The sequence below is a fragment of the Hymenobacter ruricola genome (assembly GCF_015694525.1).
Taxonomy (GTDB): Bacteria; Bacteroidota; Bacteroidia; order Cytophagales; family Hymenobacteraceae; genus Hymenobacter; species Hymenobacter ruricola.
Genome location: NZ_JADQDM010000016.1, coordinates 98,035 through 116,829, shown reverse-complemented (window position 1 = coordinate 116,829; position 18,795 = coordinate 98,035). Strand labels below are relative to the sequence as shown.

Annotated in this window: 15 protein-coding genes and 1 tRNA gene; 2 read left to right on the top strand and 14 right to left on the bottom strand. The window is 62.6% G+C overall.

Annotation, left to right across the window (positions count from 1 at the left end):
- Nucleotides 1-21 precede the first annotated feature (21 nt).
- The 10 genes from I2H31_RS21195 to I2H31_RS21150 all read right to left on the bottom strand — a co-directional run bounded on the left by I2H31_RS21195 (nucleotide 22) and on the right by I2H31_RS21150 (nucleotide 12,198).
- The gene (locus tag I2H31_RS21195; protein ID WP_196295050.1) at nucleotides 22-675 is read right to left on the bottom strand and encodes an ExbD/TolR family protein; all 654 of its coding nucleotides are present in this window, start codon (nucleotides 673-675) and stop codon (nucleotides 22-24) included.
- Nucleotides 676-752: 77 nt separating this feature from the next.
- The gene (locus I2H31_RS21190) at nucleotides 753-2,603 is read right to left on the bottom strand and encodes an ABC transporter ATP-binding protein (RefSeq protein WP_196295049.1); all 1,851 of its coding nucleotides are present in this window, start codon (nucleotides 2,601-2,603) and stop codon (nucleotides 753-755) included.
- A 222-nt stretch (nucleotides 2,604-2,825) separates the two neighbouring features.
- A complete protein-coding gene (locus I2H31_RS21185; protein ID WP_196295048.1) occupies nucleotides 2,826-3,338 on the bottom strand; it encodes an energy transducer TonB in 513 nt (170 codons plus the stop codon).
- 6 nt (nucleotides 3,339-3,344) lie between these two features.
- Entirely contained in the window at nucleotides 3,345-4,847 is a 1,503-nt protein-coding gene (locus tag I2H31_RS21180; protein ID WP_196295047.1) for a sodium:solute symporter, read from the bottom strand.
- A 287-nt stretch (nucleotides 4,848-5,134) separates the two neighbouring features.
- Nucleotides 5,135-6,148 (bottom strand): MBL fold metallo-hydrolase, encoded by a 1,014-nt coding sequence (locus I2H31_RS21175; RefSeq protein WP_196295046.1) that lies wholly within the window; start codon nucleotides 6,146-6,148, stop codon nucleotides 5,135-5,137.
- Nucleotides 6,149-6,351: 203 nt separating this feature from the next.
- Nucleotides 6,352-7,359 carry a hypothetical protein gene (locus I2H31_RS21170; RefSeq protein WP_196295045.1) on the bottom strand — a complete coding sequence of 336 codons (1,008 nt, stop codon included), beginning with the start codon at nucleotides 7,357-7,359 and terminating at the stop codon, nucleotides 6,352-6,354.
- Nucleotides 7,360-7,508: 149 nt separating this feature from the next.
- On the bottom strand, nucleotides 7,509-8,504 hold the full coding sequence (locus tag I2H31_RS21165; RefSeq protein ID WP_196295044.1) for a PspA/IM30 family protein: 996 nt from the start codon (nucleotides 8,502-8,504) through the stop codon (nucleotides 7,509-7,511).
- 58 nt (nucleotides 8,505-8,562) lie between these two features.
- On the bottom strand, nucleotides 8,563-9,276 hold the full coding sequence (locus tag I2H31_RS21160; RefSeq protein WP_196295043.1) for a hypothetical protein: 714 nt from the start codon (nucleotides 9,274-9,276) through the stop codon (nucleotides 8,563-8,565).
- A gap of 190 nt (nucleotides 9,277-9,466) precedes the next feature.
- Complete coding sequence (locus I2H31_RS21155) at nucleotides 9,467-11,332, bottom strand: M61 family metallopeptidase (protein WP_196295042.1); 1,866 nt, start codon at nucleotides 11,330-11,332, stop codon at nucleotides 9,467-9,469.
- A gap of 182 nt (nucleotides 11,333-11,514) precedes the next feature.
- On the bottom strand, nucleotides 11,515-12,198 hold the full coding sequence (locus I2H31_RS21150; RefSeq protein ID WP_196295041.1) for a class I SAM-dependent methyltransferase: 684 nt from the start codon (nucleotides 12,196-12,198) through the stop codon (nucleotides 11,515-11,517).
- 191 nt (nucleotides 12,199-12,389) lie between these two features.
- Between I2H31_RS21150 and I2H31_RS21145 the strand changes: the two genes are divergently transcribed.
- Nucleotides 12,390-12,471 (top strand) — tRNA-Leu (locus I2H31_RS21145).
- A gap of 85 nt (nucleotides 12,472-12,556) precedes the next feature.
- Nucleotides 12,557-13,237, top strand: a complete 681-nt coding sequence (locus tag I2H31_RS21140; protein ID WP_196295040.1) for a phosphatase PAP2 family protein — start codon at nucleotides 12,557-12,559, stop codon at nucleotides 13,235-13,237.
- Between the two features lie 146 nt (nucleotides 13,238-13,383).
- Here the strand turns inward: I2H31_RS21140 and I2H31_RS21135 are convergent, their stop codons facing one another.
- The 4 genes from I2H31_RS21135 to I2H31_RS21120 form a co-directional block, all read right to left on the bottom strand.
- Nucleotides 13,384-15,756 (bottom strand): GAF domain-containing protein, encoded by a 2,373-nt coding sequence (locus I2H31_RS21135; protein WP_196295039.1) that lies wholly within the window; start codon nucleotides 15,754-15,756, stop codon nucleotides 13,384-13,386.
- A gap of 80 nt (nucleotides 15,757-15,836) precedes the next feature.
- On the bottom strand, nucleotides 15,837-16,355 hold the full coding sequence (locus I2H31_RS21130; RefSeq protein WP_196295038.1) for a hypothetical protein: 519 nt from the start codon (nucleotides 16,353-16,355) through the stop codon (nucleotides 15,837-15,839).
- Between the two features lie 109 nt (nucleotides 16,356-16,464).
- On the bottom strand, nucleotides 16,465-17,124 hold the full coding sequence (locus I2H31_RS21125) for a hypothetical protein (RefSeq protein WP_196295037.1): 660 nt from the start codon (nucleotides 17,122-17,124) through the stop codon (nucleotides 16,465-16,467).
- 190 nt (nucleotides 17,125-17,314) lie between these two features.
- The gene (locus tag I2H31_RS21120; RefSeq protein WP_196295036.1) at nucleotides 17,315-18,721 is read right to left on the bottom strand and encodes a dicarboxylate/amino acid:cation symporter; all 1,407 of its coding nucleotides are present in this window, start codon (nucleotides 18,719-18,721) and stop codon (nucleotides 17,315-17,317) included.
- Nucleotides 18,722-18,795 lie beyond the last annotated feature (74 nt).

The window sequence follows — 18,795 nt, the reverse complement described above, 5'->3', positions numbered from 1 at the left end:
GCCAAAGCCGCCCACGCACGGTCACTGATTTCGTCCAGACTGCTCACGAACACAAAGATAATTGTCCGTGCAACCTAAGTTAAATCGATTTATGCCCTGTGCTTGCAGGCGGTCAATTAACAGTTCGACGTGTGGCATTTTTGCTTCAGAGTCCAGTATCAGGCGGCAATAAATTGGCAGGTGGAACATTGATTGGGCTGCCACTTCGGAAGCCATCATACACTCCATAAGCTGTTGCATACTGAGAGGGTGCATTTTCTGCCATTCAACCGCTTGTTTGTGCTGGTAAGCTGGCAATGACAACAAGGCCGGAAGGTGCTCTACATCTGTGCTCAGGAAAGGCATCTTCTGTAGCGTAGTCAATTGCGACTCCGTGAAGCTAATACCGTGGCGAGATGCAACGGCTAAGATGGCAGCCGCTTGAACTTGGCGGGACTGAACACCAAATGACAACTCATTTTTAGCTGTAAGACTTATCGAGGCTTCAAGATTATCCGGCAAACAGGCATAGCTATCCGAATGGGGCACCCGTTCAATTGGAACTGCCCCCACCGCCTCCTGCCTAAAACTTCCGGTAAGCATATAGAATCCGACCAGCAAGAATACCAATCCCGCAAACGGAGCCATATCCGGAAGCGAAACGCCATGGTTTTTACGAGCTATATCGTTTGCCATTACCTAAAAATCTACGGTCCTTGCTTCGCTAAGGCTAACGAAGCAAGGACCGTATTCGTGTGTTTCCAAACCAAACACTACGTCAGCTCAAACTGCAGCCGCAGCAGGTTCGCATACAGCCCGCCTTCGCGCTCGCTCAGTTCCTCGTGCGAGCCCGCTTCCACGATGCGGCCGCCGTCGATGACCAGGATTTTATCGACTTTGCGGATGGTCGAGAGGCGGTGGGCGATAATGAGGCTGGTGCGGTGCTGCATCAGCTCATCCAGGGCGCCTTGCACGAGCTTTTCGCTTTCGCTGTCGAGGGAGGACGTGGCTTCGTCCAGGATGAGGATGGCGGGGTTTTTCAGGATGGCGCGGGCAATAGCCACGCGCTGGCGCTGCCCGCCCGAAAGCTTGATGCCCCGGTCGCCCACCACGGTATCCAGCGCCTCGGGGAAGGCCTGGATGAACTGCCAGGCGTTGGCCCGCTCGGCGGCTTCGATGATTTCGCCGTCGGTGGCGTCGGGTTTGCCGTAGGCGATGTTCTCGCGGATGGTGCCGCCAAAGAGCAGCGTTTCCTGCGGCACGATGCCGATGTGGCGGCGCAGGGCGGTGAGGTCGTAGTCCTGCACGTCGTGCCCGTCCACGATGATGCGGCCGCCGCTCAGGGGGTAAAACTGCATCAGCAGGCCGGCGATGGTGCTTTTGCCCGCGCCACTGGGGCCCACGAGGGCAATTTTCTCGCCCGCCGCGATGTGAAAGTCAATGTCGGACAGCACCGCGATGTCGGGCCGGGTGGGGTAGCGGAAGGCCACGTGCTCGTAGCGAATCTCGCCGTGCAGGCGGGCCGGCACCAGGCCCACGGGCGGGTCGATGTGGGTGGGCTCGGGCGCTTCGTCCAGAATTTCGAGGATGCGCTCGGAGGCGCCGAGGGTGCTTTGCACCTTGCCGTACACTTCGCCCAGCCCGGCCACCGAGGCGCCGATGTACACCGTGTAGAGAATGAACGACACGAGCTGGCCAATGTCGAGGTGGTTGGGGTCGGTTTTGGGGGTGTGCACCAGCGTGGCCCCGCGCCACAGCACCAGGATGATGCCCCCAAACAACCCAATAATCACAAACGACACGAAGGCGCCGCGGTAGAGGTTGCTTTGCAGGGCCGCCCGCACCACCTTGCGCAGCGAGGTGGTGTAGCGCCCGATTTCAAACCGCTCGTTGGTGAAGGCTTTCACCGAGTTGATGGCTTGCAGGGTTTCCTCCACGATGGTGTTGGTGTGGGCCAGCTCCTGCTGCACGGTCTTCGAGAGCGTGCGGATTTTGCGCCCGAACAAGCCCGCCGCCAGCACAATGGGCGGAAACGTGATGAGCATGAACACCGACAGCCGCCACGACACGAACATGATGAAGGCCAGCCCCGCCAGCAGCGTAAACACCTGCCGGAACAGCTCGGCCAGCGTCAGCGAAAACGAGTCCTGAATCTGGGCCACATCCGAAGTAATGCGCGAAGTGACGGCGCCCACGCGGTTTTTCTCGAAGAAGGGGATGGGCAGCTGCACAAACTTGGCATAGAGCGCCTCCCGGATGTCGCGCACCGTGAACTCGCTTACCTGCGTGAAAAACCAGATGCGCCCGAAGGAAAACAGGCCCTGCAGCACCGTCACGAGGAATAGCCCCAGCGCAATGCGGTTGATGTCGAGCACCAGGCCGCCGGGCAGCACGAAGGGCTTGTCGTTGGCGGCGTCCACCAGCTTGCCGCCAATCCAGGGGAAGGACATGGTGCTGAGGCTGCTGAGCACCAGCAGCACCATGCCGATGATGAATTTGGAGCGGTAGGGCAGCACGTAGCGGAAAATTCGCAGGCTGCGCTTGAGGGTTTCTTTGGTGACTTTGGGTTTGGGCAAATCGGCCGAAACGTCGTTGCCACTGGTATTTAATCCACTTCTAGCCATCAGGCGGGGGTATAGTTAACTACTAATCGAACACGGCAAATACGGCCGCGCAAGGTGAGGTGCCGGTGAAGCCGAACGTCACACTGAGCGCCGTTAGAACCGTCATGCCGAGCGCAGCGAAGCATCTTTACCGCCACCACTAACTAATTGCGTTGCGCGGTAAAGATGCTTCGCTGCGCGCTGCATGACGTTCTAATAACACTGCCTACTGCCACCACTGACCTACTTCACCCGCCGCACGCCGGCCGGCGAAGGCCGGTTGTTCATTTCAATCTTCATGTTGCCCGCGCCGCCAAAGGGCACCGGCAACTGAATAAGCACCGGCAGCGGCCGGCCCTTGCGCATGGCCGGCTGCCAGCCCTTGAGCAGCGGCACCACGCGCAGGGCTTCGGCGTCGCACTCGGGCGAGAGCGACTTCGCCACCACCGGGTTGCTCACGGAGCCGTCGGCATTCACCGTGGCCGTGACCAGCACGATGCCGCTGAGTTCTTTGACGCGCGCGGCCTCCGGATATTTTATGTTTTCGAGAAAAAAGAGCCCCAACGCCTGCTCGCCGCCGGGGTACACGGGCGCGCGGTCGGGGCGGTTGGCGGCCGAGTGGGCCTGCACCTGCATGTTGTCGGCCTTGAGGATGATGGGCTGTTGGGCGGCGCCAGCGGGGGCGGCGGGCGTTTGGGCCAGTGCGGCCGGGGCCGCGGCCGCGACCAGCAGGGCCGAAAGAATAGTCTTCTTCATGAGGAGTTAAACCGCGGTTTGGGCGGCGGGGTTCACCGCGGCGGGGCGGGAAATGGCGAGCAGGCTCAGGTAAATGAGGGCGCCGTTGAGCAAGAGAATTTCGAAGCCGAACTTGTAGCCGCCCAGCCACTCCACGGAGTGCGACACGATGAGCCAGGTGAGGCCCACGCCCGCCACGCACACGGGCAGCACCAGCCCATCGCGCAGCCGCCGCTGGGTGAGGATGCCAAAGGAAAACAGGCCCAGCAGCGGCCCGTAGGTGAAGCCGGCGGCCTTGTACACGGCGTCAATCAGGCTCTGCTCGTTGATGGCGCGGAAAACGAGGATGATGAGAATCAGCACCACCGACCAGCCCAGGTGAGTGAATTGGCGCAGGCGCGTCTGCTGCTTTTCGGAGTACTTGCTGATGTCGAGGAAATCGACGCAAAAGGAGGTGGTGAGGGCCGTGAGGGCCGAATCGGCCGAAGCGTAGGTGACGGCGATGATGCCCAGGATGAAAATGATGCCGGCCACGAGCGAGAACTGCGTGGTGGCCAGATAGGGGAATACTTTGTCGGTATCGAGGCCGCCTTTGAGTTTGAGCAGCTGGGGCAAATCCGTGAGGTGCAGGCCGCGGGCGGCGGCGTACTGGTACATGAGCACGCCCAGGGTCAGGAACAGCACGTTGACGCACACGATGACGGGCGTGAACCAGAACAGGTTCTTCTGGGCCTCGCCGAGGCTGCGGCAGCTCAGGTTTTTCTGCATCAGGTCCTGGTCGAGGCCGGTCATCACGATGGTGATGAACATGCCGGAGGCGAACTGCTTCCAGAAGAACTTATCGTCCCGAACATCCGAGAAATAGACCTGCGACATGGGGCTGTCTTTCACCGCGCCGACGAGCTTGGCGAAGGAATAATTCAGCGCATCGGCCATGAAATAGATGCTCAGGGCCACGCAGCTCAGCATGGCCAGCGTCTGGAAAGTGTCGGTCCAGAGGATGGTTTTGAGGCCGCCCTTGAAGGTGTAGAGGTAGATGAACAGGATGCTGACCACCACCGTCACGGCAAAGGGCACGCCCATGGCATCGAACACGGCCAATTGCAGCACGCCGGCCACCAGGTACAGCCGCAGGGCCGAGCCCAGGGAGCGCGAAATGAGGAAGAACAGCGCCCCGGTCTTGTAGCTCCAGTAGCCAAAGCGCTGGTCCAGGTAGGAATAAATGGACACCAGCCGGAGCCGGTAATACAGCGGCATCAGCACCAGGCCAATGACCACGTAGCCGGCCACGAAGCCCATTGCTACCGCTAAATAGCTCCAGCTTTTGCCGTACACGTTGCCCGGCACCGAGATGAAGGTGACGCCCGAGAGCGAGGTGCCAATCATGGCGAAGGCCACCATGTACCAGGGGGCGTTGCGGTTGGCCACGAAGAAGCTTTCGCTGGTGGCGCCCCGCGAGGTGAGCACGGCAATGATGATGAGAACGGCGAAGTAGCCCGCAACGAGGCTTAAAACTAAAGTAGGCGACATAGGGGGCAAAGGTAGCGCTTGCGGGCGCCGCTGTGCGCTTCCGGCGCGGTTTGGCCCGGTGGCCGCCCATCTCGGAAGGCTGGCCCACTGCCTCGGAACCGTGGCCGCGTATCTCGGAGCCCTGGCCCACTACCTGGAACGCTGGCCCAACACCTCGGAGCCGTGGCCGCATGCCTCGGGAGGCTGGCCCAACGCCTCGGAGCGGTGGCCCACCATCCCAGAGGATTGGCCCACTGCCTCGAAGCCGTGGCCCAACGCCTCGAAGCAGTGGCCCACGGCCCGGCGCGCTATTCCCAGTCCTGCCAGCGCAGCACCTCGCCCACGGCCGGGGCGTGCAGCTCGCCGCGCAGCATGCCGCCCGCGGCCACTTCCGTGAGCTGGCGCAGGGGCTCGGAGGCGGGCTCGTCGCTCAGGTCGAAGGTGCCGTGGTGCATGGGCACCACGTGGCCGGCGCGCAGCACGTTGGCGGCTTTGGCGGCTTCGTGGGGGTTCACGTGGCTTTGGGCCATCATGTAGGCCGGCTTGTAGGCGCCGATGGGCATCAGCGTGATGTCGATGGGGCCGAAGCGCTGCTCGATGGCCTCGAAGTGGTTGGCGTAGGCCGTGTCGCCGGCGAAGTAGAGGAGCTTGTCATTGACCTTAATCAAAAAGCTGCCCCAGAGCACTTCGTTCAGGTCGGCCAGGCCGCGGCGGTGCCAGTGGGCGGCCGGCAGGTAGGTGATTTCGAGCGGAGAATCGGGGCCGAGGTCGTACTGCTGCCACCAGCCGGCTTCCTGCACGTTGATATTTTTGGCCATGCCGCGCAGCAGCGGCCCCATGCGCAAGGACGAGAGCACCTGCATCTGCGGGTTCTGGTGGGCCAGCAGCTTGATAGATTTTTCGTCGAGGTGGTCGCGGTGGCCGTGCGAGAGCAGCAGGTAGTCGAGGCTGCGCATGGCTTCGGGCGGGCAGGGGAGGGCGTGGCGGTGGCGCAGGCCAATCGAGCTGAACAGCACGGGGTCGAAGAGCAGCGTGACGCCGGCGGCGCGCAGCAAAAAGCAGGAGTGGCCCAGCCACACCAGCAGGTCTTCGGTGGCGGAAAACGCGGCCGTGCAGTCCACCACGGCGGGTGCCCAGGTATCGGCTTTCTTTTCCTCTTTCTGCGGGTTGGTTTCGAGCTGCCACTTCAGCACGGTGCCGAAGCTGGGCTCTAACAGCTCTTCGCCGTTGGCGAATTCGTTGCCGAACAGCTTGTTGCCGGGGTAGCCGGGGCGCACGGTGGGCAGTTGGTCGTTGCGGAGGTAGGAAATGCGTTTGGGCATCGGCGGGAAACAGAGAGGAGCTTGGGAAGCCAAAGAAACGGGTGGGCGGCGGCAGGGTTTTATAAACCAAAAACGTCTGTCATCCTGAGCGCAGCGAAGGACCTTCTCACTTGGGAACGGCTTGTTCAGCGGTGAAAAGGTCCTTCGCTGCGCTCAGGATGACAGACGTTTACTATTGATTGTTTGCCAATGAAGAGACCTGCTTACTTGGGCAGCGTCAGCAAATAGCCGATGGTGAAGTTGGCGTCCCAGTCGAACACAAACTGCTTGCAGCCCGTGGCGTCGGCAATGGCTTTGTAGATGTTGAGGCCGGCTTTCGACTTGGCGTTGTCGAGCTGGTAGGCGCTCGGGGCGTCGAGCACGGTGTAGCGCTCCTTGCCGTTGCGCACCTTTTTGGCCATTTCAAACGGCACGCCGCCGATGATGAAGCAGGTGCCGCGCAGGTCGGCCGGCACCTGGCCGGCTTTGGCTTTCACCTCGGTGGCCACGGCGGCATCGTCGGTGCCTTTCTCAAAATACTTGGCGCCGTAGGTTTCCACCGATTTGGGCTGGTTGCCGTCGAGCCACGAAATCTTGGTGTTGCCCGAGCCGATGTCGGCTACAAACGCCCGGTCGGCATACGAGGCGGGCAGCACCGAGCGCAGGCCCAGCACGCCTTCCTTCTCGGGCGTCACGGTGTTCACCACGTAGTTGAGGCTTTTCAGGGCTTTCACGATTTTGGCCGTGCCCTCGGCTTTCAGCGCCCCAGAGCTCACCACAAAATGAATGTCGCGCCCGCCCACGCCAAAGTCCAGCATCGAGCCGATGTATGCCTTGAGGCCTTTGCGAATGTCGTCGTCGGACGCCATGTTTTCCAGCACCAGGCTGTTGCCGAATTCGGCCTTTTCCAGCTTCCAGGTGCGTTGCGGGTCGATGCGCACGATGAAGGAGTTGAAGCCGCTGGCGCCCAACTCCACCACGCCTTTCAGCTTGCCGTTCACCGGCTCGGGCGCGGTGTAGGCGAAGGCGGGCTTGGTGCCGGCCGCAGCCGGCGTGTCGGACGCCCCCCCCGAGCTGGTTGGGCGGCTGGTGGTGTCCGCCACCGGGTCGATGGCCGAGCGGCCCGACTGGGCCAGTTCCGGGTTGGTGGCCGTGAAGCGGCGAATGCCGAAATACAGGCCAATGAGGATGATGGCCGCAATGATGGCCTTGCTGGCAAAGGTGAGACGCATGAAAAGGTGGTAATGGTGAAAATGGAGAGGGTTTAGAACGTCATGCAGAGCGAAAGCGAAGCATCTTTACTGCGCAATGCATTCATTTACTATTGCGGTAAAGATGCCTCGCTGACGCTCTGCATGACGGCCTAACGTTTCATTATTTATCAGTCGAGCAGCTTGCCGTAGGCGTCGTCGGTGGCCTGGCGGGTAGCGGCCGCGCTCATGCGCACCGGCGGCTCATTCTCCATAATGGCGTTGAAGTCGCCGTTTTGGTATTTGTTGAGCAGGGCCTGTCCCTTCTCGGACATGACGCCGTTCTGGATGTCCATCTCCTTGACGAACTCCTGCGAGTAGCGCATGGCCTGCTTGATTTGGCCCAGCTGCTGGGCCATGTCCTGGGCCACGCGGTCAGTGGCCAAGTCGAAGAAGTACTTCTTGTCGGGGTCGCCACGCAAAATGTTCATCGCCGCCCGCATCCCCGAGCTCGTGCGCTTCACCAAGGCGTATTCATCCTTGAGCAAATTCACTTTAAACTTGCTGTTATCAATCTGGCGCAGGGCGGCCTTTAGTATCTGGCGCATCACCAGGCTCACGTTGGCCGTGGTCGTGGCCATGGGCGTCAGGCGCTTATTGTAATCTTCCAGCTGCGCGGCGCGGCTGGCGTAGCTGTCAGCGCTGTCTCTTTCGCCCTGGCGCTGGGCCGAGGCGGCCAGGGCCAGGTACTCCTTCATCTGCGCGTCGTTGGCGGCGAGCTTGCGCTTGACCAACTCGTGGGCGCCCTCGATGTTGGTGACTTCGGCATCCATCTTGCGGGCTTCCTGCTCGGTATTGCGGATGTAGTCTTCCATGATGCCGATGGGGTCGGTGTTCACGAAAATGCTGGCCGCCGTACGAAAAATGCGCTGCCCGGCGTACCAGAGCCCGGCCTGAATGCGCTTGTTGGTGGCCAGCAAAAACAGCACGAACAACGCCCCCAGGCCAATCCCCAGCTTCACGGTGTCGAAGACAATGTCAATCAAATACGGCAAAATCTTGCCCCAGTAATACACGCCCGCGCCCACTAGCGCGGCCACGAAAACCCAGGCGGCTGCTTTCTCGGGTTTCTGCCAGGAGGGAAGGCCGTCTTCCGGCGACGGCGGGCCTAGTAGGGGAGTGTTCATGGTCTTGCAAATAAGAAAGGAAGGTCGCCAGCCATTACGGGCGGGGCGGCGGGCGCGGCTACTTAGCCGCGCCGCCCGCGTTCAGGAAAGACGCGGCGGCTTTGCGGTGCGCTTGCAACTCCGCCAGGGCCGCGGAGTTGGCCAGTTCGTAAGACGCCAGCGCGGACTGGGTTTTTTGGAGCTCCTCGGCCAGCTGCTGTTGGGTCTGGAGCAGTTGTTGCTGCTTGGCCTGCACCTGCTGGGTGAGGTCGGCCAGCTCGGCGGCCAGCTTTTTTTCCTGGGCGGCGAGCTGCACGGCGGCGCTGGCCGCGGCGCCGGGAGCAGCAGACTCGCCCATTTTTTCGCGGTGGCGGGCCAGCACTTTTTCGTGGTCAGTGGCCAGGGCCTGCTCAAACTGCCCGGCCGAGGACAGCAGCGCGGGCACGGTGGCCCCGTTCACGGCCGCGAAGGCGTTGAAAGCCGTTTGGTAGAGCAGTGGGCCGGTGAGGCCGCTGCTGGCCATGCTCTTCACCATTTTCACGTAGGCGCTGAAGTCTTTGCCGTCGCCGGCCAGCAGGCCCGCAATGTGGTCGAGGTGGCGCTGCTCGGCCTGCGTGGGCGGCAGCGAAGCGCCCGGCACGGCCGCGCTGCCGGCTGCTGCCGGGGCCCCTGGCTGGGCCGCGGCTCCGTACTGCGCGGTGGGGGGCGTGGTGGGCGCGGGCGCCGGCTTGCCTTCTTCGGGCTCAATGAAAAAGTCCTTGGCGGCGCTGGTGAGCTTATCGAAAATGTCCATAGCAGGAGCTGGAAAGGAAGAAACGGGCCGCCGGCCGACGGGCAAAAAAGGCCGGCAACGATTCAAAGGTAAAGATATCGGGCAATCCAAGGTGGCCTGCCAACCCTACGCAAAAAAGCCCTGCTGGGCCGGCGTTGCGAGGTCAAACGCCGGTTCAGCAGGGCTTTATTTCCGAAAGCCGCAACGAAAGCTAATTGCTGGCCTGGCTGGCCAGCCAGGCCTCGCGCAAGGCTTTCTGGGCGGGCGAATACACCATTTTCTCCACCGTGTCGTTGGATTTTACCTGCACGTTGGGGTCCTCGCCCAGAATGAGCTGGGTAGTGCGCTCCACGCCGCCGCGGGTTTTCACCTTCACAAACACCACATCGCTGGGCGAGTGCTTGCGCAGCACGCCATCTAGGTCGCCGGCGCTTTTCAGCTCCTTGCCGTCGAGCATCACCAGCTGGTCGCCGCGGTCGATGCCGGCCTTGTAGAGGCCCGAGCCAATCTGGGTGTTGTAGGCCACGATGCAGCGGCCTTCTTCGTCAAATTCCACCTGCCGGGGCAGGGCCGCGCCCAGCACCCGCGTCGGAATCACGGCCAGGCCGGCCACCAGCAGGTTTTCGGTGAAGCGGGGCATCTCGCGGCCGTAGACGTACTGGCGGAAGAAGCGCCCGGCAAACACCGTGTCCTTGCTCACTTCGCCCACCACGCGCTGCACGTCGCGGATGGTGTAGGGCTTGGTGGGGGCGTAATTGGCTTGCTTCGAACCAAATTCCTGCCACAGCGCCTGCATCACCTTGTCCAGCGACGTGCGGTGGAACTGACGGAGCTGCAAGTCGAGCACCAGCGCAATGCCGGCGCCCTGAGTGTAGTACGACAGCGTGGTGTTCACCGTGTTCATGGGCGTGGCGCTGCCCGAGCCGTCGGTGAAGGCCGCCTGCCGGCTCATGTCGATGGCCGAGGCGTAGCGGGCGCCGGGGCTGTTCTGGCGCTGGTTCACCCAGCCGCTGATGTCGTCGAAAAACTCCTCGTCCTCAATCAGCTTGGCCCGGCGCAAACTCAGGCGGCCGTAGTACTGCGTGAAGCCCTCGGCCAGCCACAGCATGTCGCTCATGTTCACGCGCTGGAAGTCGAACGGTTCCAGGTCGCGCGGGCGCAGGCGCTCCACGTTCCAGGCGTGGAAAAACTCGTGCGCCACCGTGCCCAGGTTGCGGGTGCCGTCCTCCTCGCGCAAGGGGCGCGGGCTGGTGAGCGAGGTGGAGTTGCGGTGCTCCATGCCGTCGCTGGTGGCCTGGCTCAGGTAGTCGGCAATGAATGTGTAGCGCGCGAAGTCGAACTTCGGCAGCTCGCCAAACACCGCTTTTTCCTCTTTCACCACCTTCTGCACCTTCTTGGCAAAGGCATCAATCTCAGCGTTGGTGCCCTGGTACAGCAGCGACAGCTCAATGGTCTGGTCGCCCTCCTGCCAGCTCCGGAACTGCTGGTTGCCCAACGACACCGGGCTGTCCATGAGGTATTGCAGGTTGGGGGCGGTGTACACCGTTTTGTCGGCGCCCGACTGCAACTGCGTGGCCACTTTCCAGCCGGCCGGCAGCTCAAATTTCACTTCCGCCGCCCGCGCTTCCAGACCCGTGGCGTAGCAGAGCGTGGCCGGCGGGTTGAGGTGGGCGTGCTGCTGGTCGATGCCCGCGAAGGTGCCGTCGGTAAGGTCGCCGTACAGCGTGTAGCTGAAAATGACCTTGCCGTCGGCGGCCGGCGTCACGTCCCAGCCGTAGGGGTCGGGGCGGTTCAGGGGCAGGGGGTGGTTGGCGCCGTCGGTGGCCACCACGTAGTACACGTTTTTGGCAAAGTCGTGCAGGGCGTAGCGCCCCGGCGAGCTGCGGGCCATGCGCACATGCAGCGGCCCGGCCGGCAGGCCGGCAAACGTGGCCGTCACCTTGGCCTCGTGGTGCACCGCGTTCGGAAACGCCACCGTGTAGCGCACTGCAGGCCCCGCGCCCGCATCGGCCTGCGCACGGGCTTCGGTGAGGCCCAGCGCGAGCGAGGCAAACAATAGAGGGGCGAGGTTTCTCATAGTAGAAATTATAGGTTAACAAGGTATACCCTAACAGTCCGGTACCGAAGTACGATACAAAGTTGCGGAAAATTTACAATAAAAGAATAGAATCAACCCTGCAAAAGCCACCCAATACTGATAAAATTATGTTTCCGCAATATTGGGGGCGGTTATTAAAAATCAAGGGTAAAGCTCGGCCGCTACTCCGTATAAACGACGGCCTCAATTGCTTCGCCAAAAAAGCGCGCTTCCTGCGCGGGGCGCAGGCCCAGCCGGGCCAGCTCCGTGCGCAAGTCCGGCAGCTCGCGGGCCCGCAGCCCCGTGGTGAGGCGGAAAAACGTGTACATCGCCACCAATAGCCAATGGCGCCAGCCGCGACCGGCCGGCCGGAAGTCGGCCACGAGCCAGGGCGCGCCGGGCCGCCGGGCCCGCCGTAGCAGGCCCAGCGCCTCCGGCAGCTCCGGCAGTGCAATGCAGTCCAGTACAAAAAAAGTGACCACCGCATCGAAAGTTTCTGCGGAGCGCAAGGCGGCCTGCGTGCCGTGCCGAAACTTCACCTGTGTGCTCGCCGCGGGGTTTTGCCGCGCCAGCCGCTTGCGGGCCCAGGCCAGCATATTGGGCGAGGCTTCCAGGTAGAGCACCGTGGCTTGCGGCCGGCGCCGCAGCAGTTCGGTGAGCACCCAGCCGGTGCCACCGCCCAGGATGAGCACATGCGGCGCCTCCATCGCTGGCAGGCCCGCCAGGGCCGCCGCCTGCGCGCGCCGCTGGGCCGGCCCAAATACCAGCCTGGCCAGCGCGTCGTAGCACCACGCCACGCGGTCGAACCCACGCAGGGGCGCCGCGCCGGCCGGGGCGGAAAAGGCGTCGTTTGGCCATTCAGACATGCCGCAAAGCGCTACGCAGCGAAAAAAATATCATGCGGCAAGTAACTGAAAAACAATTGGCGGTGCCCACAGCGGGCCTCGGATACCGAAAAAAATGCAGCGAATGTTGCGTCGGGATAAATCGGGGCTGTATCTTTGTGCCATCAAAAGGCCGCTCCACCCTCGGATGGCGCGGCTTTTTAGCCCCAACTGCGCTTGTGGCGAAATTGGTAGACGCGCTGTCTTCAGGCGGCAGTTCCGCAAGGTGTGAGAGTTCGAGTCTCTCCGAGCGCACGTTTAGAAAAGCCAGTCCGAAAGGGCTGGCTTTTTCTGTTTTTCGTATCAACGGTTTTCGCATTCCATCCCCAAGCGTCGGCTCATGAACCGCCTCACCACTCGTTTATGGGCCCTGGCCGGGCTGCTGACCGCGGAAGTGGCCATTGGGCTGGGGCTGTTTGTGGCCGCGTTTGCGGGGTTCTTCTACCTGGCGCGGGTGGTCTTCGTGCACCATTCGCAGGCCCTTGACCAGTGGGCCTTTGCCACCGTCGACGCCTGGCAGCGCGCCCACCCCTGGGCCGAAGGGCCCATCAACTTCGTCACGTTTTTCGCCTCGCTGTATTTTCTGCTGCCCGCCAGCATCGGCGGCCCGCTGCTGATGCGGCGGCTTGGCCACCCGCGCGAGGCCTGGGAGTGGCTGGTGGCCATGGCCGGCAGCGTGCTGCTCAACCAGTTGCTGAAAACGTTTTTCAACCGCCCCCGGCCCGCCAATACCCTGCTGCACACGTACGGGCTGAGCTTTCCCAGCGGGCACGCCATGCTGGGGCTCACCTTCTACGGCTGCCTGGCCTGGCTGCTGGCCCGGCACTTCGGGCAGCGCGGCTGGGCGGTGCCGCTGCTGCTGTGGGCCGGCCTCATCGGCCTCACGCGCATTTGCCTGCACGCCCACTACGCCACCGACGTGCTGGCCGGCTTTGCAGGCGGGGCGGCCTGGCTGGTGGCTTGCCGCGCCGGGCTGAAGCTGTTTTGGAAAGAGGAAAAAGCGGCGCTGGAAAAGAGGTAGAAAACGCATCTTGCCGCAGGTAGTATAACGGTCATGTCGAGCTTGTCGAGACATCTCGCGTGCTACCACCAATCCATTGGTTACTGCCCCGAGCGAGATGTCTCGACAAGCTCGACATGACGTTCTGTTGCGCTCGGCTTGACATTCTATTGCTCACCGATTTTCACCTTCACGCGCAGGGCCAGCAGCCCTTTCACGCCCTGCAACTCTTCAAGTTCCAGCTCTTCCACGCCGGGTTCCAGCAGGCCGCGGTCCTGTAGGTAGTCGATGTACTCGTAGTACTCCACGGCCTCCCGGGTTTGGGCGTAAACCAGGGCAATGGTGCCGGGCTGGGTGAGGCGCTCGCCGGTGCCCAGCACGGTGGCTTTGTCGATGCGCTTCTTGATGATTTCGTAGCGGATGTTGTAGGCGCCGTCCACGTCGAACTGGCGCTCGTCCTGCCGAAACCGGATGCTCAGCGGCTGGCCGTGGATGAGGATGAGCTGCGTGGTGTCGAGGGGCACGGGCAAGGTGGCCTTTAGCGCGGCGGTGCGGCGCGTGATTTCCACCATGGTCAGCAGCTGCCACAGGCGCAGGTTTTTCAGGAAAACCAGGTCGAACGGCTTATTCTCCACCAGCGTGCTGCCCACGTAGATGTTGAACTCCACGCCGTCGGTTTTGTAGCGCTGGAAGTAGTGCGGAAACATCTGCTGGGCCTTTTCCTCCTCCTCGTCGAGGTAGTCGCTCACGGCGTCATTCAGCGTGGTCACGCTCGTCTCAAAATCCTGGCGCCGCTTGTAGAGGATGCCCAGCTTGGGGTCGATGTTGCTCCAGTACTTGATGATGATGGGCCGCAGCTCGGGCGTGTGCGTGGCCAGGTATTCGAACAGCGGCTCCACCTCGCGCTTCAGCGAGTCGTAGATGTTGGCCTCGTCGCCCGAGAGCATGCCTTCGCGCAGGCGCTTCAGGTTTTTGGTGACGTAGAACTTCAACTCGTCCAGAATGGGCAGCTCCTGGCATTCGGAGGCCTTTTTCAGCACCTTGTTGGCCAGGGTGAGGTGCTCAATCAGGTCGCCCTGAATGGCTTCGTTGCGCACGGTGCTGCTGCTGCGAATGTCGCAGGAGCCGTGCAGCGGGTACACGTCCTCGAACACGATGGGCTCCATCTCGGCCGTGCGGTTGCCGGCGTCGAGCTTGGTCAGCAGGTTGCGGGCCGCGTCCATAAAGCGCCATTCCATGGTGGGGTGAATGGCCGTAAACTTCTCGCGGATAACCGATTGCACCCGCGATTGCAGGTCTTCGGCGTTGCGCTTCACCGCCACCGCAAACAGCGGCACAAACTGCGCCACCTTGTCCATGTCGAACTCATCGAGCGCGCCCACCTGCGGCGTGCCCAGCTCCAGCAGGCCCACCGTGTCGTTGCCGTAAGGCAGCAGGGCCAGGATGGCCGAGTGAATGCCCAGGCCCATAATCTGCTGGCGCAGGTCTTCCGGAATGTCGGCCGTGGTCACGTCTTTCAGCACCAGGGGCTCGCGCTCGCGCAGCAGCCGGTCGTATATCTGCCGGAAGCTGCCGTCGGCCGCGGAGTTGCTTTGGACTTGCTTGGTGAGAAAGCTGTGGTTGATTTTTTTGCCGAAATCCACGAAAGCGCGCTTTTTCTCGTCGTAGGCGGCAATGCCCAGCTGCAGCGAGGGCTGCGCAAACAGCACCCGCAGCTTCTCCTGAATCTGCTCGAAACGGGCTGCGTTTTGCAGCACGTCGCGCTCCAGCAGGTCGTATTTCAACTCCGAGAGGATTTCCTGGTCGGTCACGTCCACCAGCTGCAGCAGGTTGAAGCCCTCCAGCTCGAAGTGCTCGGGCGGCAGCAGCTCGCGCCACAGCTCGGGCCGGTGGCGGTTGTGCACCAGCATTTCCACCTGCTCCGGCGTGAGCTTCGGCGGCTCGCCCACCACGTTCACGGTCACAAATTCCGAGTTGAAACCAACGCCGTAGTGGCGGTAGAGGCCAATTTTATAGTCGGGCACCGTGAACACGATGGTCCCCAGTGGCGGGATTTCGGCGCCGTATAGCCGGTTCAGCACCAGGTGGTAGGCCATCAGGCCCATGTGCCGCTCCATGGTCGGCATGTCGATGTTCAGCGGCTGCTTGATGCTACGGTCCTTGTTCAGCATCACCTCCTGAAACAGCGCCGTGGAGTAGAAGCAGTGCCGCTGAAATGGCCCCACCACGCCGCTGATGTCGGTGGCAAACGAGGCCGGTGGAAACACGGCCAGCATCAGCGTCTCAATCAGGTCGCAGTTGCATTCCAGCAGCGCCAGGTCGGTGATGGGGCCGCGGCACCACGCCTCCTGGGCCACCTGCTGGCCAATGGCTTCGGCCAGCAGGCGCACGCCGGCGTTGGTCGACTGCTCGCGGCGCTGCCAATAGGCAATGAGCGGCTCCAGGCTGAGCGTGGAACGAAACGGGAAGGACGTAGGAGCCGCGTTGGTGCGCGAGTCGGGCACGGCCAGGGCCAGGGGCAAGGGCGAATCAGGAAGCATAGTGAGAGTAAACACGCGCCTCCGGCCAATCGTTGCAGCGGGAGACTGCAGGCCCTATACGTGCGCCCCGACCGGCCCGGCTACTTGGGTATTTCCAGCGAGGGCAACTGGGTCAGGTCAAACGTTTTGCCTTGGATGAATGCGGTTTTGCCGGTGTTGCGGTAGTTGGTGCAGCAGGCGCTGCTGTTGTAATAGCTGCCCTGCACCCGAATGCTGTCGATGACCAACACATTGGTCGTCACTGGCCTGATGGAGTTGTTCGGGTGCGCCAGGTACTGCACCACGTAGCGGTAGGCGCCCAGGTTGGTATTGCCCACCCGCGCAAACGGCGCATTGTTATTCAGCAAAATAGAGTCGCGCGCCTGCGCCGAGTTGCGCAACAGTATCACGTTCTCGGGACGGGTGGTGGCCGTGAATCTCTTCGGATAGCGCTGAATGATAATGGTATCCAGGTCGCTCACCGTGAAGTTCGGCGAGAAGCGCAGCTTTACGGCATCGGCCAGCGGGTCGTCGGACTCGCACACGTCGTTGGCGCAGCAGCCGCCCAGTCCGAGGGCCAGCAGCAAGGCAGAAAATCGAAGAGACAGCAGGTTTGCCATAGCGGCCCAAAGGTAAGGCCCGCAGCGCCCGGCTCGCCACCAAGTGGGCAAAACCGGGCCCCGCGGGCCACCGGAAACGAAAAGATGCGCAAAAGCTTGTGTGCCGCGCCTAGCGGCTGCCCGTCACCACCGACGACGAAGGCAGCGTGGGGTTTTCCACGGTGCCGCCGGCCAGCAGCAGCGGGCGCAGGCGGGCGGTGGCGGTGTCGAGCTGGGGCCGAATCTGGGCCATGGCGCCGCGCAGGGCAATGATGTCGGCCAGGCGCGGGGCGGCGGTTTGTGAGTAGCCGTGGTACATGGCCACCTTCACTTCCGAGGAGCCGGTGCCGGCGTAGGAGCCCAGCAGGTTGCCGGCGGCGTCGCTCACCTGCACTTCGGCCTGCAGCGTGGTCTTGTACCATTCCAGCGGAATGCCCACCACCGCCGGAATCATGAAGGTGAGCACCTGCAGGCCCTGCACGGCGCGGCCGGTGCGCAGCGTCTTCACCTTTTTCACCACCAGCTTGGCGTAGCCGTAGGTGGCCGAATCGGTGGGCTCGGTCAGGTTCACGCGGCACTCCTGCTGGAACAGTTTCAGCGGGTCTTCGGGCAGCGCCCCGTCATTCATCGCGAGGGGCCCCTGGTCGGCGAGCACCTCCAGGGCCGGCAGGCGGTTGGCAATGGTGGCCGTGGGCGTGCTGCGCATCTGGTTTTTGACCGACACGCAGGCCGGGGCCAGCAGCAAAGCGGGCGCCAGAGCAAGCAGCGCGAGTTGACGAGTGGCTTTCATAGACGGGAGGTACTTGAAATAATAGAAAAAGGAAAGGCAACAATCGGAAAGTACCGGTCGCTGGTTCGGTAGAGCGAAGTACTGCGTTACAAAAGCTAAATTAGGCAAATTGTGCCGCGTAGCGGCTATTTCTCGGTGAATGGCTAAAAAAAGCCAGCGACTGGTTTAAAAAAATCCGACTAGTTTTCGTTCAATTCTCTACGGTTTGGGGCTGTTCCACGGCCGCCGTCAGGTCGGGGCCGCGGTAGTCGTCCACGAATTCGCCTTCCCAACGGGCCACTACGGCCGTGGCCAGGCAGTTGCCCAGTACGTTGGTGGCGGTGCGGGCCATGTCCATCAGCGCGTCGATGCCGAGGATGATGAACACCGGCCAGGCCGGCAGGTTGAACGAGGCCACCGTGGCCAGCAGAATCACGAGCGAGGCTCGCGGCACGCCGGCCACGCCCTTGCTGGTGAGCATCAGGGTGAACACCATCAGCAGCTGCTGGCTGAAGCTGAGCGGCACGCCCGCCGCCTGGGCCACAAACACCGCCGCCAGCGACAAGTACAGCGTGGTGCCGTCGAGGTTGAAGGAGTAGCCCGTGGGCATGACGAACGCCACGATGCGGCGCGGCACCCCGATGCCTTCCATGGCCTCCATGGCGCGGGGCAGCGCCGCTTCCGAGGAGGTGGTGGCGAAGGCGATGCTCACCGGCTCGGCCACGGCTGCGATGAAGCGGCGCAGCGGCACCCGCGCCAGCAGCGCCACCGGCAGCAGCACCAGCAGCACGAAGGCAATGAGCGCCCCGTACAGCGTGAGCAGCAGCTGAAAGGCATTCAGCAGCGGCGCAAAGCCCATTTTGCCCACCGTGTAAGCCAGGGCCCCACCCACGCCCAGCGGCGCGAAATACATCACCACGTTGGTGAACTTAAACATCACTTCCGACAGGCTTTCGCAGAAGTTGAGCATGCGGCGGCGGGGCTCCTCGGGCGTGAGGGCCACACCGATGGCGAACAGAATGGCGAAAATGACGACCTGCAAAACCTGCCCCTCGGCCACCGACTTGGCGATGTTTTCGGGGAAAATGTGCAGGATGATGTCGGCGGCGGTTTGGGGCGGGGCGGCGGCCAGGGCTTCCTCTTTCACGCCGGCCTGGCTGATACCCACGCCGGCCTTGGTCAAGTTGATGGCCGCCAGCCCGATGAACAAGGCAAACGTGGTGACGATTTCAAAGTAAACCAGGGCTTTGAGGCCCATGCGGCCCACCTGCTTCAGGTTGGCGTGGCCCGCGATGCCCACCACCAGCGTGGCAAAAACCAGCGGCGCGATGATGGTTTTCACCAGCCGCAGGAAGGCGTCGCTCAGCACCTTCAGGCTCATGGCCACGCCGGGGGCGTCGTGGCCCAGCTCGATGCCGACCAGCATGCTCACCACTATCCAGAGGGTGAGGGAGCGGCGCGGGGCCACGGCGGCGGCCACGGCCAGCAGGGCGGCCCAGCGCACCGCCACCGGCACGGCCGCCGGCAGCGCCAGCACGTGGTTGGCGCTCAGTAGGGTAATCAGGCCCGCAATGACCAGGCAAATAATGGCAACAGGAAGTAAACGGGATTTGGGCATGCAGCTAGAAAAAAGCCAGGGTTGGGAATGAGACCCTAAAGAACGGCATTATCCCGCCAGCGCGGCCAGGGCCG

Coding starts and splice junctions, on each gene's coding strand:
- I2H31_RS21195 (WP_196295050.1), bottom strand. CDS start 675: ATGGCAAACGATATAGCTCGTAAAAACCATGGCGTTTCGCTTCCGGAT.
- I2H31_RS21190 (WP_196295049.1), bottom strand. CDS start 2,603: ATGGCTAGAAGTGGATTAAATACCAGTGGCAACGACGTTTCGGCCGAT.
- I2H31_RS21185 (WP_196295048.1), bottom strand. CDS start 3,338: ATGAAGAAGACTATTCTTTCGGCCCTGCTGGTCGCGGCCGCGGCCCCG.
- I2H31_RS21180 (WP_196295047.1), bottom strand. CDS start 4,847: ATGTCGCCTACTTTAGTTTTAAGCCTCGTTGCGGGCTACTTCGCCGTT.
- I2H31_RS21175 (WP_196295046.1), bottom strand. CDS start 6,148: ATGCCCAAACGCATTTCCTACCTCCGCAACGACCAACTGCCCACCGTG.
- I2H31_RS21170 (WP_196295045.1), bottom strand. CDS start 7,359: ATGCGTCTCACCTTTGCCAGCAAGGCCATCATTGCGGCCATCATCCTC.
- I2H31_RS21165 (WP_196295044.1), bottom strand. CDS start 8,504: ATGAACACTCCCCTACTAGGCCCGCCGTCGCCGGAAGACGGCCTTCCC.
- I2H31_RS21160 (WP_196295043.1), bottom strand. CDS start 9,276: ATGGACATTTTCGATAAGCTCACCAGCGCCGCCAAGGACTTTTTCATT.
- I2H31_RS21155 (WP_196295042.1), bottom strand. CDS start 11,332: ATGAGAAACCTCGCCCCTCTATTGTTTGCCTCGCTCGCGCTGGGCCTC.
- I2H31_RS21150 (WP_196295041.1), bottom strand. CDS start 12,198: ATGTCTGAATGGCCAAACGACGCCTTTTCCGCCCCGGCCGGCGCGGCG.
- I2H31_RS21140 (WP_196295040.1), top strand. CDS start 12,557: ATGAACCGCCTCACCACTCGTTTATGGGCCCTGGCCGGGCTGCTGACC.
- I2H31_RS21135 (WP_196295039.1), bottom strand. CDS start 15,756: ATGCTTCCTGATTCGCCCTTGCCCCTGGCCCTGGCCGTGCCCGACTCG.
- I2H31_RS21130 (WP_196295038.1), bottom strand. CDS start 16,355: ATGGCAAACCTGCTGTCTCTTCGATTTTCTGCCTTGCTGCTGGCCCTC.
- I2H31_RS21125 (WP_196295037.1), bottom strand. CDS start 17,124: ATGAAAGCCACTCGTCAACTCGCGCTGCTTGCTCTGGCGCCCGCTTTG.
- I2H31_RS21120 (WP_196295036.1), bottom strand. CDS start 18,721: ATGCCCAAATCCCGTTTACTTCCTGTTGCCATTATTTGCCTGGTCATT.